This window comes from Desulfosarcina cetonica JCM 12296, from assembly GCF_001311845.1.
Lineage (GTDB): Bacteria > Desulfobacterota > Desulfobacteria > Desulfobacterales > Desulfosarcinaceae > Desulfosarcina > Desulfosarcina cetonica.
Genome location: NZ_BBCC01000034.1, coordinates 1 through 14,389, shown reverse-complemented (window position 1 = coordinate 14,389; position 14,389 = coordinate 1). Strand labels below are relative to the sequence as shown.

The 14,389-nt window shown below is 49.5% G+C and carries 23 protein-coding genes; 10 read left to right on the top strand and 13 right to left on the bottom strand.

Annotated elements, in window-relative coordinates:
• Positions 1–124 precede the first annotated feature (124 nt).
• The 6 genes from JCM12296_RS10270 to JCM12296_RS10245 all read left to right on the top strand — a co-directional run bounded on the left by JCM12296_RS10270 (position 125) and on the right by JCM12296_RS10245 (position 4,038).
• Positions 125–457, top strand: a complete 333-nt coding sequence (locus JCM12296_RS10270; protein ID WP_054692277.1) for a helix-turn-helix domain-containing protein — start codon at positions 125–127, stop codon at positions 455–457.
• Positions 454–690 carry a cupin domain-containing protein gene (locus tag JCM12296_RS10265; protein ID WP_157067516.1) on the top strand — a complete coding sequence of 79 codons (237 nt, stop codon included), beginning with the start codon at positions 454–456 and terminating at the stop codon, positions 688–690. The genes JCM12296_RS10270 and JCM12296_RS10265 overlap by 4 nt, the downstream gene beginning before the upstream one ends.
• A 362-nt stretch (positions 691–1,052) precedes the next feature.
• Positions 1,053–1,604, top strand: coding sequence for a metal-dependent transcriptional regulator (locus JCM12296_RS10260; RefSeq protein WP_054692271.1), 552 nt, complete (start codon positions 1,053–1,055; stop codon positions 1,602–1,604).
• 446 nt (positions 1,605–2,050) lie between these two features.
• The gene (locus JCM12296_RS10255) at positions 2,051–3,310 is read left to right on the top strand and encodes a DUF2325 domain-containing protein (RefSeq protein ID WP_054692268.1); all 1,260 of its coding nucleotides are present in this window, start codon (positions 2,051–2,053) and stop codon (positions 3,308–3,310) included.
• 51 nt (positions 3,311–3,361) lie between these two features.
• A complete protein-coding gene (locus JCM12296_RS10250) occupies positions 3,362–3,805 on the top strand; it encodes a hypothetical protein (protein WP_054692265.1) in 444 nt (147 codons plus the stop codon).
• A gap of 26 nt (positions 3,806–3,831) precedes the next feature.
• Entirely contained in the window at positions 3,832–4,038 is a 207-nt protein-coding gene (locus JCM12296_RS10245) for a hypothetical protein (protein WP_054692262.1), read from the top strand.
• A 261-nt stretch (positions 4,039–4,299) separates the two neighbouring features.
• Here the strand turns inward: JCM12296_RS10245 and JCM12296_RS10235 are convergent, their stop codons facing one another.
• Positions 4,300–5,154 (bottom strand): transporter substrate-binding domain-containing protein, encoded by an 855-nt coding sequence (locus tag JCM12296_RS10235; RefSeq protein WP_083456023.1) that lies wholly within the window; start codon positions 5,152–5,154, stop codon positions 4,300–4,302.
• A gap of 36 nt (positions 5,155–5,190) precedes the next feature.
• On the opposite strand from JCM12296_RS10235, the gene JCM12296_RS10230 reads away from it, so the two are divergent.
• From JCM12296_RS10230 to JCM12296_RS10220, 3 genes are read left to right on the top strand one after another with little or no spacing between them, the layout of a single operon-like run.
• Entirely contained in the window at positions 5,191–5,595 is a 405-nt protein-coding gene (locus JCM12296_RS10230; protein WP_054692258.1) for a hypothetical protein, read from the top strand.
• On the top strand, positions 5,596–5,850 hold the full coding sequence (locus JCM12296_RS10225; RefSeq protein WP_054692256.1) for a hypothetical protein: 255 nt from the start codon (positions 5,596–5,598) through the stop codon (positions 5,848–5,850).
• Between the two features lie 15 nt (positions 5,851–5,865).
• A complete protein-coding gene (locus JCM12296_RS10220; protein WP_054692255.1) occupies positions 5,866–7,434 on the top strand; it encodes an RNA-binding domain-containing protein in 1,569 nt (522 codons plus the stop codon).
• A 67-nt stretch (positions 7,435–7,501) separates the two neighbouring features.
• Here JCM12296_RS10220 and JCM12296_RS10215 read toward each other — a convergent pair whose 3' ends face one another.
• The 9 genes from JCM12296_RS10215 to JCM12296_RS36195 form a co-directional block, all read right to left on the bottom strand.
• The gene (locus tag JCM12296_RS10215) at positions 7,502–7,840 is read right to left on the bottom strand and encodes a type II toxin-antitoxin system PemK/MazF family toxin (RefSeq protein WP_054692254.1); all 339 of its coding nucleotides are present in this window, start codon (positions 7,838–7,840) and stop codon (positions 7,502–7,504) included.
• Positions 7,825–8,067, bottom strand: a complete 243-nt coding sequence (locus JCM12296_RS10210; RefSeq protein ID WP_054692253.1) for a ribbon-helix-helix domain-containing protein — start codon at positions 8,065–8,067, stop codon at positions 7,825–7,827. Before JCM12296_RS10210 ends, JCM12296_RS10215 begins: the two co-directional genes overlap by 16 nt.
• An 88-nt stretch (positions 8,068–8,155) precedes the next feature.
• Positions 8,156–8,977 (bottom strand): peptidase MA family metallohydrolase, encoded by an 822-nt coding sequence (locus tag JCM12296_RS10205; RefSeq protein WP_054692251.1) that lies wholly within the window; start codon positions 8,975–8,977, stop codon positions 8,156–8,158.
• A gap of 163 nt (positions 8,978–9,140) precedes the next feature.
• Positions 9,141–9,569, bottom strand: coding sequence for a hypothetical protein (locus tag JCM12296_RS10200; protein WP_054692250.1), 429 nt, complete (start codon positions 9,567–9,569; stop codon positions 9,141–9,143).
• Between the two features lie 84 nt (positions 9,570–9,653).
• Positions 9,654–10,328 (bottom strand): LysE family translocator, encoded by a 675-nt coding sequence (locus tag JCM12296_RS10195; protein ID WP_218188037.1) that lies wholly within the window; start codon positions 10,326–10,328, stop codon positions 9,654–9,656.
• 94 nt (positions 10,329–10,422) lie between these two features.
• A complete protein-coding gene (locus JCM12296_RS10190) occupies positions 10,423–10,689 on the bottom strand; it encodes a Txe/YoeB family addiction module toxin (RefSeq protein WP_054692248.1) in 267 nt (88 codons plus the stop codon).
• Positions 10,683–10,925 (bottom strand): type II toxin-antitoxin system Phd/YefM family antitoxin, encoded by a 243-nt coding sequence (locus JCM12296_RS36200; RefSeq protein WP_083456022.1) that lies wholly within the window; start codon positions 10,923–10,925, stop codon positions 10,683–10,685. Before JCM12296_RS36200 ends, JCM12296_RS10190 begins: the two co-directional genes overlap by 7 nt.
• 179 nt (positions 10,926–11,104) lie before the next feature.
• The gene (locus JCM12296_RS10185) at positions 11,105–11,416 is read right to left on the bottom strand and encodes a HigA family addiction module antitoxin (protein ID WP_054692247.1); all 312 of its coding nucleotides are present in this window, start codon (positions 11,414–11,416) and stop codon (positions 11,105–11,107) included.
• 12 nt (positions 11,417–11,428) lie between these two features.
• The gene (locus JCM12296_RS36195; RefSeq protein WP_083456021.1) at positions 11,429–11,707 is read right to left on the bottom strand and encodes a type II toxin-antitoxin system RelE/ParE family toxin; all 279 of its coding nucleotides are present in this window, start codon (positions 11,705–11,707) and stop codon (positions 11,429–11,431) included.
• 547 nt (positions 11,708–12,254) lie between these two features.
• Between JCM12296_RS36195 and JCM12296_RS10180 the strand changes: the two genes are divergently transcribed.
• A complete protein-coding gene (locus JCM12296_RS10180; RefSeq protein ID WP_083456020.1) occupies positions 12,255–12,464 on the top strand; it encodes a tyrosine-type recombinase/integrase in 210 nt (69 codons plus the stop codon).
• Positions 12,465–12,552: 88 nt separating this feature from the next.
• Here the strand turns inward: JCM12296_RS10180 and JCM12296_RS10175 are convergent, their stop codons facing one another.
• The 3 genes from JCM12296_RS10175 to JCM12296_RS10165 all read right to left on the bottom strand — a co-directional run.
• Positions 12,553–13,368 carry an SPASM domain-containing protein gene (locus JCM12296_RS10175; RefSeq protein WP_083456019.1) on the bottom strand — a complete coding sequence of 272 codons (816 nt, stop codon included), beginning with the start codon at positions 13,366–13,368 and terminating at the stop codon, positions 12,553–12,555.
• The gene (locus tag JCM12296_RS10170; RefSeq protein WP_054692240.1) at positions 13,293–13,661 is read right to left on the bottom strand and encodes a hypothetical protein; all 369 of its coding nucleotides are present in this window, start codon (positions 13,659–13,661) and stop codon (positions 13,293–13,295) included. Before JCM12296_RS10170 ends, JCM12296_RS10175 begins: the two co-directional genes overlap by 76 nt.
• 27 nt (positions 13,662–13,688) lie before the next feature.
• Positions 13,689–14,389, bottom strand: a 701-nt coding sequence (locus tag JCM12296_RS10165) for a molybdopterin molybdotransferase MoeA (RefSeq protein ID WP_172683836.1), incomplete at its 5' end; no start/stop codon positions are given.

Genomic DNA, 14,389 nt, shown 5'->3' with positions numbered 1-14,389 from the left:
TCATTGAATGTTGGCGAGCGACTTTTGGCTTGTTTCCTGTTAGGCAAAATGATAAGAGTGAAAAAACGTTCCGTTGCAATCCTGCATAGTTAACAGCCAATAGAAAAGGAAAAGGAAGGGGACTATGGTCGGTGAGCTTGTTTGTAAAAACATCAAACTGCTGCGCAAAACAAAAGGCTTGACACTGCAGGACCTAGAAGATCTGACGGGGCTGACGAAAGGTTATCTTTCGAAGATAGAACGTTCCAAAAAAGCACCGCCTTACTCAACCTTGGATAAACTGGCCAGGGCCTTGGGCGTTCATGTTAACCTGCTCACCAGTGAAAAAGTTCAAAAGCTTGAAGATCCGCGTATCGAATTCATTAAGAACGGCGAGGGACAGGTCGAACAGACCGGCGCCGCGGGAAGGGGTACAGCTATCGGGCACTGGCAACGGGGATCGTGGGAAAAAACATGAAACCCTATATCATCGAGCCGGCCTTTGAAGAACAGGGGACATTTCAGCACGAAGGAGAAGAGTTCCTGTTTGTGTTGGAAGGAACCCACGAGTTGGTGTACGACGGAAAAACATATATCATGGAAGAGGGGGACTGTGTCTATTATGATGCCAATGTTCCCCATACGGGAAGAAGCATTGGCAACAGCCGATGTAAGCTGTTGGCAATAAACTATTATTACAAACGATACTAAAAAAGGATCCATACGCTCGAGACCCGTGCCGACCCGATGCGGCCGGTGGACGCTTCATGATCCTGGTTTTCCTCTCTGGGTCGCAAGTATTTTCCCCTTTTATTCATGTATACTCGACCATGGTCATCCTTTCCCCTTCATTCACCTGACCTGCGTGATGGCGATCTGAATGGCATTTTTTTAGGCAAAAAAAGCGTGTAATTAGGATTTGTTTTTACTGCCGGTGACACCCCTTATCCCCGTCCATCGCCTTCCCATGCAGTTGCCCGTAAAAGGAAATGAGGCTTGACAACCCGGTCCCGGGTCACATAGATTCAGTATCTAAAAATAAGTTTGAATCTTCTTACTTCAGGAGACGATGTATGGTAGCGCCGGTGAAAAAAGAGGCCTCTGAAAAGAAGCTGACGTCGGTCATGGAGGATTATCTGGAAGCGATTTTCGATCTGGACCAGGATAAAAAAGTGGTTCGGGTCAAAGATATTGCCAAGCGTATGGACGTTAAGATGCCTACCGTCAGCAGCATGCTGAAAACGCTGAACAGCCGGGGGCTGGTCAATTACGAAAAATATGAATATGTCGAGTTGACACGCGATGGTGCGAAGGTGGGCAAGGAGATGCGGCGGCGGCATGAGGTCTTGCGCAAGTTTCTGACCGACATCCTGAACATCAAACCGGCCACGGCCGATAGCGAAGCGTGCCAGATGGAGCATGCCCTCAGCACGGCTACCTTGAATCGGCTGGCGGATTTCATGGCGTTTGTTCAGGTTTGTCCGCGCACGGGTAACAGCTGGTTGAAGTTTTTCGAGGCGTATCGGAAACACGGACACCGTCCGGAAGAATGTAAGGTCCAAGGCAATGATTTTACGTGCGAGTTTCATCGTGTTGTCGATAGCATGAACGATTCCGAGGATTAACTGGTAAGTTCCAACCCGGCTTTCCCACTTGCAAAAAACGCGTTGACAAACAAATTCGACTGGTGTAAGTCTATCCAACAAAAGTTAGAATATTCTAATTATGAGTGAGGGCCTTACGGTTTTCAGCACACTCTCCGAGTCTGCGTGACAAACAGTGAAGGTGTTCAGTGGACCTTGTTGAGAAGGAAGCGGTGGCGTTCCGGACATCGACAAAAAGGCATTGACACCCATTCTGTTTGTACGTCTATTCGCGCCCACTTCCCTCCTTTATTTCCCGCACATTGACGCGGCGCTTATTTTTGCGCAGGCGTCGCATGGCGAAGATCAGGAAACAGTCTTTCCGACAAGGCCAGACATCTTGGCATACTACACGAGTGCCTCAACCGGATTCTCATGCATATGGAATCAATGGGCAGGTGTGTGCCAATAACCGTAAGGAGGAAACCATGATGACCTTTCAAACCCAGTGCTGCCAGGAACCCGCTCAACAGTCGGGGGCGGGAATTGTGCTCGACACGGATTGCCGTCAACGCTTGCGATGCTGGGAAGTGAAGCATTTCTTCAAATGCCCGATTGCCGGCATGTGTCTGACCCAAACGGAACAGAAACAGTTGCTGAAAAAGACCGGCCTCTTTGACAAAGATGACTCTCCTTACGATATGCACGAGAAAATGGTTGCTGCCATGGAACGCGAGAATCGTCTCTCGCGACGGATCGACGCGTTGTTGAACCAGAAACTCGGTCGAAACCGGGAAGCGCAGGAATTGTACCGGCCTGATGTTGATCCTTTCCAGACGCATTTCAAGGCTGCCCTGGAATCGGGCCAGGCGGCCGAGGCACTATGGATTGTGGCAACCGACCCGACGCTGCCCGTCGAACGTCACCGGGAGATTTTTGGTGAAATCCACATGGCCATGCACTGGACGGTCGAAGCGCGTCTGAAACTCACCCGCCGGCTGGAGCTGAAAACACGGGAGGCGGCCCAGTTGCAGCAGCAGCGGAAAAAAGATGCGGAGGTCCGGCGCGCGTTGCAGAAGACCATGGAGGAGACGCGTCGGGAACACAAAGCCTTGCAACGCCGGCTGGCAAGCGTGGAAGCGGAGAACCAAAACCTGCGCGAAACCCTTTCAGGAGAGAATCACTACCAACGGGCCATGATCTTGGAGCAGGACAATCAAAGGCTGAAGGCGGAGCATGGCGACGTTCAACGCAGGTTGGCGAATGCCATGGAAAAACTGTCCGTGCAAACGGTCCGGAACCGTCGGCTTGCCGACCAGGTCGCCCGGCAGCACGAACGGGAACGGTATTTCAGGGAGGAAAGCCGGGCGGTGATCGGCGAGATGGCGGCCATGAACCGCTGCGATGCCAGCTGCCCTTCCTTTGATCTGTGCCGCAAACGGGTGCTGATTGTCGGCGGGATCACGCGCATGGAATCTCTCTATCGCGAATTGATCGAGGGGTGTGGCGGCCTTTTCGACTACCACGACGGCTACGTCAAGAAAGGCGCCAAGAGCCTTGAATCGAGTTTCAAGCGCGCCGACATGGTTCTTTGCCCGGTCAATTGCAACAGCCATGCAGCCTGCACGATTGTCAAGAACCTGAGCAAAAAGCACAACAAACAGGTTCATATGCTGGCCAATTCGAGCCTCAGCGCGGTTTCCCAGGTGATTCGGGGGGAAGACGCGGGCGAAGGTACGTTGAATTAAAGGTCGAAATGTTTTTTCTGATGTTTCTCATCAAAACAAAGGTGAAATCACATGAGCGCCAATTTCAAGATCGAATACAAGCAAAGCAATGGGGAGCTGCATGTCAATCCCAGCGGGGATTTTGACGGCAGTTCGGCATGGGAACTGATCAATCTTTTAAGCGACAGATATGACGGTCAGGGAAAGGTGCTGATCCATACCGGTGGACTGCGCAAGCTGTGCCCCTTCGGCTGCAGTACCTTTCAGTGCCTGTTCCGCCTCAGCCGGGTACCGGTGGACCGTCTGCTGTTTAAGGGCGAAAACGGACGCGCATTGGCATTGGCCCCCGAGGGCTGCCATGTGCACGCGTTGGATAAGACGCCGCATTGCCGTTGCAACGGCCAATGTGCCAATTGCCGCTGCGCCAATCACCCCCGGAACGCAAAAAACAACCAAAAGCGCGTGATTGATATCAGACCGTTTCCAAGACAAGCCGGTGGGAAAACCACCGACTGAATCGAACCCGGGGGAGCCCGATTCGCATGAAACCCATCGATAGAAACCGAATTTGCGTCGAGATTACCGAATCCACCTTATTGCGGCTGCTAGGCAGCGGCAAGGTGTGTGCGGTCGATTTCCATCCCGCGGACGGCCGGTCGAAAAAAACGCTGCGGCGGTTGTGCCTGAAAAGCTGCGCCCGGCAAACCCTGGCCGGAAGCCGGGAACGATCGATTTGCGGTTCCCGATAACAATTTCTCGGATCATGGACATGATGAAAAAAAATGCGTCCGACAAAGACGTGGTTTGCCGTTTGCCGGTTGATGGATCGCTCTGCTCGTCCATTTCCAGTATCGAAGTGCGCGGGTCCTGCACGCCACCCGGGGTAGTGCCGGAAAAACCCTTGCAACACCGCTGTGGCAAACGGGTGTGTCGTTTTTTTTATTGCATGGAAGGTGATTCAGCGGCCCTTTCCGTGGAAAAGGTCAAACGATCTTGGTTAACGTAAAAGTTTAGGCGACTTCTGCCACCCTAATTTTTAAGTATTTACTCGCTCCGATAGCATTTTTAGTCGGGCCTGTCAATAACCACGGTATCCGCGAACAGGGTGTTTGGGTTTTAAGGTGAATTATTTCTTTCCGCCAGCTGACAGTTTTCCCAGCAAGGTCATCTAATCCACCAACAAAAGGGGCGTCTGTTCGAGTAAAAATAACCCATGGAAGAAAAATGTATTCATCGCTAAAACTTAAAAATTCCTTTCTTCCTTCCGTTATTTTTGCTGTTAGGAGCAAGTCAATTCCTTGGTGTTTTTTGATATCCTCTAATGCAGAATTCCAAGGAATTTCTCGGTCTGAGAAATACTGATAGTCAATTCCATGCAGCTTGAATATCTGTTCGATATAGTCAACTGATATTCCCTTGAACTCACCTTTTGAAAACATAAACGGCGGCCAATTACCGACCCTCACACGCACCTTATGTTTTTGAGCGAGCCAGATTAGCTCCGTCTTACTGAGTGCAATTATATCATTGTTGGCTGAGGAGATATTGCTAAGCGTGAGGATTTGAACCAGAAAAATAAATACTATCAAGTATGGTATCTTCAGTGAATTCATAGATATATACATACTTTCAACGCCCAGAGCGGGAAACGGTATCGGATCAAAGGCAAACGGATGGATTTCGACAATGCATCGGGCTTTGCCGCCGTCAAGCAGCCCCGCATCGCCAGCGTTTGGGTCTGGGTGACCGATGCCGACACCGGTGAAATCGTCGTGGATCAAAAAGCATGCTCGCCCGTGAGTTCCTGATTGAATCAAAATGCATTCGTCTGACAAGTACACCACAACACTGATATTGAGAAGCATTTCAAGGACTGGTTCGCTGCCAAGGGCGTTGAGGCGATGACCAGTAGCGAAGTGCTACCCATCCAAGATGGCGCCCAACTGGATGAAGCGGCCATTCTCAAAATTATCGAGAAGTATGGGAATGATAGCGTCCTAATTACGCATCCGGTCGCTTATGATGAGACGGAGGTGTTCAGCCGTGACGAACTGCCGAATTATCCAGACTACTACAGTTTTTACAGTTATTCGCAGGTTTACGATCACTGGCCGTCCGTCACCTGGGAGAATGAGCAAATCACGATAGAAACCCGATTGTACGACATAAAAACCGAATCCCTGCTATGGGCGGGTGAATCGCAGCTTACCAACCCGGAAACCGTTGGCAAGGCAGTCGGCCAGGTGGTTGAGGCGGTCATGAAAGAGCTGGAAAAAAATGGATTGCTGCCCGCCAAGGTATCCTGATTGCTGATCCGGAAATGGCCGAACCGGCGAGTTAAACTGATTACTGAACGCAAGGCCGCTATCATTGACGGTATCCTCAGTGCCGCGGCCGGCGCCGCTTTTTTGCTGGTCGCCCTGCTTAAAGGAACGCCCCTTTCGTTCCTGGTTCCCATTGCCGATGCGATCGTCGTCATTCGTGAGCAGGGTTTTATCGGCACCTGGATATCCGCCATGTGTGGTGGGCTGGGCATCACCTCGCCGGCCCTTGAAAGATAAGCGATCAGGACATTCATGTACATTTCCCGAACAAAACGTCGACATTTTTCCAGAGATCTCTTGCTGGTGCTGATGCTGCTTTCCGCCGCTGTCCTTGGAGCAGTGGCATTATTCTCATCCCGTGCACGTGAGGATATCGCTCAAAAATACATCAACAATGCCAATGCGAGTGCGGTACGCCAGTTCGAGTCCATGGTCGATTCGATGACCCAATCACTTGAAGTGATCGGCGACTGGATCGCTTCGGGCAAACTGTCGATGTCCCATACGAATGCGTTCAATGATCTTCTGTTTCCCCTACTGAAGCGTGATCGCATTTTATATGGTATTTCGGTGGCCGACACCCTTGGAAAAAGCTATTATGTGTCCATCGATGGCGATGGATGGCGAACAAAAAAGACCAAGGACATCGGGGGACAACACCAATCCGTCCTGTGTTATTGGGCTGCGGACCGTCATAAAATTTCTGAAGAGACCCAACCCTCCACCTATGACCCACGTAGCCGGCCCTGGTTTTCTCCGGCCCTGGCGAGAGAAGGGGTGTTCTGGACGCGGCCGTACATTTATTTCGATCGTAAAGTGGTGGGCATTACCGCCTCTATTGCACGGAACGTCAATAACGGGGATTCTCAAATCGTTGTGGCTTTCGATATTCTTCTGGATAACCTGTTCAGTGAAATCCAACGCATGGCCCCGAGTAAGAACAGTCGCGTTTTCGTCTTCAGAAACGACGCACAGATTTATGTGCCCACGAATGAAAGCGGGTTTTCCGACTTTCTTTCGCTGGGTGAGGTCAACGATCTCCTGATCCGAAAAATGGTTACCTCCTGGGAGGAAAGGCAGTTGCCATCGGGTAAGGTCTTTTTTGTTAACCATGACAGGCAGACTTGGTGGTGCGGCTTCCAAGCCATGGAGGGTACCAACCGGAAGGTCTGGGTGAGTGTCATGGTTCCGGAGTTGGACATCATCGGCGACGTAAGCCACCGGCGTGCAGAACTCTGGACCATCGGTGCCATCGTCTTATTGTTGACCGGCACGGTGGCCCTTTTCATGATCCGGCGCTATGGACGATCGTTCGACCTGTCCGAGGATCGATACGACAGCAGGCACCCCGAAAAAAGCATCCGGCAGATGATCGCCAAAGGTGAAGGACGCACAATCGAGTTCAAATCCACCATGCGCATGAATCTGCATACTCAAAAAGCAGGCAAGGAGATCGAACTTGCCTGGCTCAAAGCCGTGGTGGCCTTTATGAATACCGACGGCGGCACCCTGCTCCTCGGTATATCGGATGACAGTGATATCATGGGGCTGGATGCAGATGGTTTCGCCAACGATGACAAGTGCCGGCTACACTTCAAAAACCTTATCAATCAACACATCGGGGCCGAGTTGCATAAATATCTAATCTTTGACCTCGTCCATGTGGACGGCAAGCAGATCGGCGTCGTCTCATGCAGTCGGTCTGCCGAACCGGTATATCTGAAAACGGCAAAATCAGAAGAATTTTTTATCCGCAGTGGTCCCTCCAGCGACGCATTGCCCGTAAGCAAAATCGTGACCTATATTCAGAAAAGAAGCTAACCGCGATTCTTTCCCAAACGCCAGCTTCACGCGCGGCGGCTTTTTGCCGTCGCCCTGAAAGCAAAGGTTAACCGCCAATTATTTCATTCAAACCGTCAATAATAAGAGCTAATTCTTCGTCAGATGCCTTTGCTATTTTTCTGCGTATCCGTTTCGTAGAAAGAGTTCGAATCTGGCTGATCTTTACCCAAGACCTTTTGGGGAGTTTGGTATCCGATAGTTCCATGGTCAACGGATAGCCAGCCTTTTGTGGCTGGCTGGTGATCGCCACAGCAATGACAGTACCAGATCTGTCGTTGAAAACATTGTGGCTTAAAATAAGAACAGGGCGTAATCCGCCCTGTTCACTACCAATTACTGGATTCAAATCCGCCCAGTATATATCACCCCTTAATATTCTGGCCATTCTTCCGACTCCGATGAGAAGCCCTCCTCCGCTAAAAATTGTTCGAATTTTGGATCTAGCTTAGCACACTCCTGGGCAAGACGGCTTTTCTCAAGGCGCATTAATTTTTCAGCAACAGCCTCCTGAATAGCTTTGCTGCGGTTTGGAAAAATTTTTGATTTGACGAGAGTATCTAAACGTTTAAGTGTGTTGTCGTCGATTGTAATTGCAATTTTAGATGCTGTCATTTAAATCACCTCCAGTATGACAATATATCATACCATGGTGCTATGCAAGCTTAATTTGCCTGACGGTTAACGTTGCAAATAGCCTGTGCTAATGAAGCGCAGCGGAATTAGCACCCGAGTTAATTTGCTTTGTTAGGTTTTCCTTAAATTCTGTCCAATAAATGTCAATTTCTTTTCCATACGATGCGTGCAAAGCATTTTGGAAATTGTTCTCATTTTGGATAGCTTGCAGTAGTCTTTTGAATTTTTCAGAATCATATTCTTTTAGAAACTGAACAAACATGGCTGATTGGCGATAGAACATATGTGGTTTCAAATGATATGAACTGGCGGTTTTGGGAAATAAGAAGCTTCCGGTGCTATCTGGATGGAAGCAAGCCCCATCCAGAATGGCATGCGCTGCATCTGCCTCACTTGCATTTTCAGCACCTCCACCATTTGAAACAAAAACTGCCAAGCCTTCAACGAACCAGCTTGGGATATTGTGGACATATTTTGAGGTTCCAACCTGCTGAATAAGATGGAGATGCGAAAGTTCATGGGTTGTCAGGGTCGAAATCCGCTCGGGTTGCTCTCTAAGGCTTGCCGATAGAAATATTTTCCCATTGAAAACAGCCGCCTTGATTTTTTGATTCAAGCCGGTGAACTTAGCGAAATTTTCCTTGGTACCACACACATAAATCGCAATCGGTTTGTTAAACGAACCATACTGTTCTTCTTCAACTTTTTTAACTGAACATTCCAAATTTTGTGCGACTTGCAGTGCGATATCCAAAGCATCATTTTCGTATAAAATACGATTATCTGATTCAAGTTCAATAAAATGATCTGTTGATCTAAAAAATGCGCCAATTTTTCCACATGAAGTTAATGTTATAGACAAAAATAGAATTATCAAGGCTTCTTTCATGTTGCTTCCTTAAACGAACGCCCTTTAAATGCTATTCGTTTACCGCGATTCCTAACACATGTTTCATCTGCGTTGCTCAGAGCGAGGAACGATCGGCGGGTAACGTCAGCTGGAAACACTCTGTTGCGAAATATTTATGATGTCAGTACCCCGATGTTATCAGTTAATCTAAGTCCTCTTCATTACTGTTTCTAACTTCTTCAAGAACTGACATTGGGATGCCAAGCCAATCAACAGCCTTTTGCGCATCACGAAATACTTGGTTATTATCCTCTATCTCATCTGCATATGCCTGGTACATCCTTGTTAAACCGTAGGTGATGTCACGGGGTGCAATAATTGCGGCCTTTCCGTGCAGATTGTAGATCGTCTTCATTTGCTTGCTAAATTCCGCTAAAGGTTGTATCGCATCAGAACTAAGTAACTCGCCTTTAGCATTGGTGTGGTCCACCAAAAATGCATAACCACTTTCGATCTCCGAGTTTTCAATTAGTTTTTTGTAGAAGGAAATCTTTTTTTCATCGATTATATAGCCATCCTGCACAACGACAACCACACTATACCCAGGAATTATCTTGTACCTTATCCCCATAGATACCCCCTCCCTTTCTATTAACAACGGGCGCTTCAGGCGCGGCGTTTTAGCTGTCGCATGCAAGCGATGGTTGTACTATGTTTATATTTTATCAGTTGTTGCTAATTTGATACCCAAACCAATAAATAAAGCACCTAGTCCGCGATCCATCCAACGCGATACTTTTCTGGAATTACTTAGATATGCGGTTAACTTGCCTCCAATAAGAATTAAAGGCGGTTCGACAAAGGCTGCCACAACAATGATAAGAACACCATGAAGGAATAATTGCGCACTGACTGGCCCAGCACCTTCCACAGTAAATTGTGGAAGAAAAGCAAGAAAAAACAAAGCTACTTTCGGATTTAGTACATCTACCCAAACACCTTGTTTGAATATTTTAGCCATACCTTCTGACGATGTGTGCTCTCCTGCAGATATTAAAACTCCTTCAGAACGTATGGCTTGTATTCCAAGCCAAATTAAATAGATAGCACCTATCCATTTTACTATCGAAAAGACGAGAGCCGATGTGGCTAAAATGGCGGATAAACCGAGGGCCGCAAAAATGACATGGACAAATGCACCAGACCAAATACCAAACATAGCAGAAAAACCGGAAGAGATGCCTCTTCTTGCTGTTTGGCCAAGGATAAAGGCCATATCTGGCCCTGGAGATAGATTCAATAAAAAGGCAGCTGTCAAGAAAGTAGCCCAATGTGTAAAAGTATAATCAAACATTTTAGCAATTCTTTTCCCGTCAAAGCGGTTCGGCAAGTTAACCGGCTGTCGATTCGAAGCCGATAAAACTGAAAAACCACCAACTTCAGGCAGTCCGTGCTAAACGACTTGATATGTGTGTTCTGCCTTGCTATTCATAATGTGTCCACATACGGATAACTTTTACAATCTTTTGGTCTTCGATAACCTCATAGACCAGTCGGTGTTGAATGTTTATACGACGGGAATATGCGCCAGCTAAATCGCCTACAAGTTTTTCATAGAAAGGAGGGGTCTGATAAGGATTTTCCCGCAATATTTCGATAATATTTTCGGCCTTTGTCTTGAGGCCGGAGGCGGATAATTTTTTCGCGTCTTTTTGTGCTTGTTTTGTAAAAACGACCTTGTAATTTACCAATCGAGTTCCTCTTTGCAATCCTCAACAGGTGTTGCCAAACCTTCACGAATTGACTCGCGCATGCCTGGGATGTTTAACAGGTACATTGTTTCTTGGATTGCCCGCCAATCGTCCTCGGATAACAGAACAGCATTGCCTCTTTTACTTGTAATTACAATTGGTTCATGGGACAAGGCGGTTTGGTCGATAAGACGGTAAAGTTTCGATCTTGCCTCAGTGGCTGATAAAGTCGGCATAAGTCACCTCAACGTATTTTTCAGACAGCGTACGCTAATACGTACGACTTGTCAAGGTCTTTACAGGCAGAACGCGGAAGCGAGCGGCCGGGAGATGTGTGACAAAGGAATTATTGTCACAAACAAAAGGGCCTTTACAGGTGAGGGTAACAAAAGCGCATGGTTTCTCCCGGTCCCGCTCAACTGTGTTGTTGAGCCACTTGTTCTGACCAAGGTTTGATTTTTTTTAGTATCGAGGCAAGGGTTTGCTCCGCAACCTCTGTATCATGTGCGGCTTGGGCGCGGAGCCAGTAACCATTGGATAAGCCAAAGAATCGGCAAAGACGCAGATCAGTATCAGCCGTAATGGAACGTTTACCGGTGACAATTTCACTGATACGCTGGGCTGGAACTCCGATTTCCTTAGCCAATCGATATTGACTAAGTCCCATAGGTTTTAAGAATTCTTCCAATAAGATCTCACCTGGCGTAATTGGGTCAAGTTTTTTCATGATTATAACTCCTCAATGGTAATCTACAATCTCAACCTCTTCAGCACCAGAATCTAACCAGCGAAAGCAAAGCTTCCACTGGTCATTGATGCGAATGCTATACTGACCAGAACGATTACCTTTGAGCGCTTCAAGATGATTTCCTGGGGGTACCCGTAAGTCATCAAGTCGATTTGCAATTTCAAGCTGTCTAAGCTTGCGACGTGCAACTTTTTCAATGTTTACGAACTGTTTTACCCGATATCCTTTTGCCAGCGCTTCGGTGTTTTCACATTTAAAGGATCTGATCATAGAAATTATAATAACGCGTTCCGTTATTAACGTCAAACGTGATTAGAAAAGGGCTCAACGGCAAGGTGAGGGGCCGGGAGCAGGCACTGCCGAATGTCCAAAAAGCCCCGAGTTTTCAATCAATGTCATCCGTTCAAAATGGCACCGTAACGCCCGGTTCCGCTTAAGCGACTTGTTGTTGCTTCGACGAAGCCCGAGGTGTGTGTCTACTGACACCGATACCGCATATTCAAACATACACCATGGGCGCCGAATGAAGCCACCCCCAACCGGCCACAAGCAAACAGGGAAGCAGGATCGGAAAAATGCCTGAGACAGAACAAAATACCAAAAAGATCACAAAGAAAACCGATGAGCGACGGGCGATAAGCGACGCTCACGCTCCAGACTGAGACCACAATTCAATGAGAGAATCAAAATCAGCATGGCAAAGTAAGGAAAAGGCGCCCAGAGCAACGACCGATAGACAGGTTTTAGCTGCAACTCAACGTCAAGCTTTAAACGCAATCATCTTTTTGTACAAGCATGTTTTGAATCGGATTGATCTATGTCCGGCTGGGCAAGGGCGGTAAGGATCGGACCGTTCCCATTCCCAAAACACTGTCCGGTAAACCACCTTCTTGAAAATGGTGTGAATATCCGCGTGATTCAGGAATTGATGGGGCATGCGGATGTCAAAACCACAGAAATCTATACCCACGTGATGCAAAAGAATCTTGATGCTGTCCAAAGCCCCTTGGACCGGCTGCAAAAGTGATCGACTCGTTGAGCAACGGTTTGAGCGAGTCTACCTCCCTCAGGTGTCCTTCCAGTCCTTGCACGTGCCCAGATGATACGCTAAGCGATCAACCCGCCGCAGGACGTTGCTTGAGCGCCTCGATCGCCCGCAGCCGGGGAATGATCTCCCGATGCACATCGCAGAAAATCGACTTGCCCGCCCGGTTGCCGGTGAGCAGCAGTTTGTCGCGCGGACAGCCGCCCTGGCAGGCGGTTTTGACTTCGCAGGTGTGGCATTCTTCGGGGATGTCCGGTTGGATCACCTCATAATGGTAGGTTGCGCACTGCATGGCGGAGAGCGGGTCCTCGTCGAAGATGGATCCGCTTTTAAAGGCATGCTCCCGGATGCAAGGGCCCACCGATCCATCGGGGAATACGGTGGCGATGCGCTTGCCGCAGGGGTAGGGCGATGCTTCCCGATCCCACAGGGGAATCAAAAAGTCGAGCATGAAGGTGGTGTGCACATCGAATCCGCGCTGCGCGTAATCCTCCAGGAGATCGCACAGGGCGTGGTAGCTTTTCAATAAACGGCGGTGGTAAGCGGCGTTTTGCCCCTCGAACAGGTTCTTGTTGTAGCGCAGGCGGTAGCCGTTTTCGATGGCGAAACGGGCGATATCGAGAATTCGTGCCAGGTTTTTCTCATCCAGGGTCACGGCGACGGTCTGGTTGATCACGTTGGAGCGCGCTTGAATCACCCGCATGCGCCGCGCCAGCTCGTCGATGGTAAGATCGGTGATGTTGATGGACATCCATTGAATGGCCGCAAGGTCATCCCAGTTCACCTTGTCCACCAGATCCCCGTTGGTGTTCACCAGGCCCTGCATGCCGTCGGTCTGTGCGTCCACGGTGTCCATGACGCGCCTGATGCGGTCGGTCCACAGCATGGGCTCGCCGCCCAAAAATTGATGATGTTGACCTTGATATTATTGGCCTGCCACACGGCCGGAATCCATTCCAGGAGCCGTGAGAAGGTCCGATCGTCCATGTCCCTGGCGTTGTCGTCGCCCACCTGGTTGAAGGCATAGCAGTACGGGCAGCGCTTGGTGCATCGGTAGGAGAGAAACAGGAGAAACCAGAAAAGGGGAAACTTCTCCCATCCCGGTTTTCCTTGAATGCGTGAGTCGTCCTTGGCGTACAATGCCTGCAATTGCCGGCTGTGGGCGGTCTCTTTTCTCAAAATGGGTTTCCTTCTTGGCGTGTTTGGCTAAAAAAGCATTTGGGCGGCAATCATGGAACCGGCGGGCAGGGTTTTGACGCCCTCGGGAATGGCGATGACCCCCTGGGCCAGGGCCAGGGATTTCAGGCGGCTGGATCCCTTGAGCGGCCTAAAGACGGGTTGTCCGTCATCGTCGTCGAAGGTCCCATAGACAAATTCGGTCCAATCGACATCCCGGCAGGAGACCGATTGGTCCAGACGAACCTTCATTTGGGGTAGGGCCGTTTGATGGTGCCCGCCGAGCCGCAAGAGGCCGGGTAGCGCAATCTGCAAAAAAGCGGTCAGGTTGGACGGCGGTCCACCCGGCAGCAGGAAGATCGGCTTGCCCTTCAATAAACCGAATCCGGCGGCCTTGCCCGGGCCGATGCGAATCCATTGAAAAACCCGCTGCCACGTCAAGGCAGATAACGCTTCGGCAACAAAATCGCGTTCGCCGGTCCAGGCACCGCCGCTGGTGATCATCGCATCGCTGTCCGCCGCTGCCTCGGCCAGACGTTGGACGATGGTTTCCGGTGTGTCGCTTAAAATGGAAAAGCGGGTTTGCATGCCGTAGCGCCGGCACCAGGCGTTGAGCATCACCAGGTTGCTGGCATAGAGTTTTCCCTCGGGCAGGGGGCGACCCGGCACCACCAGCTCATCGCCCGTGGCCAGGATGGTCACGCGCGGCTGGCGGTAGACCGGCACCTCGC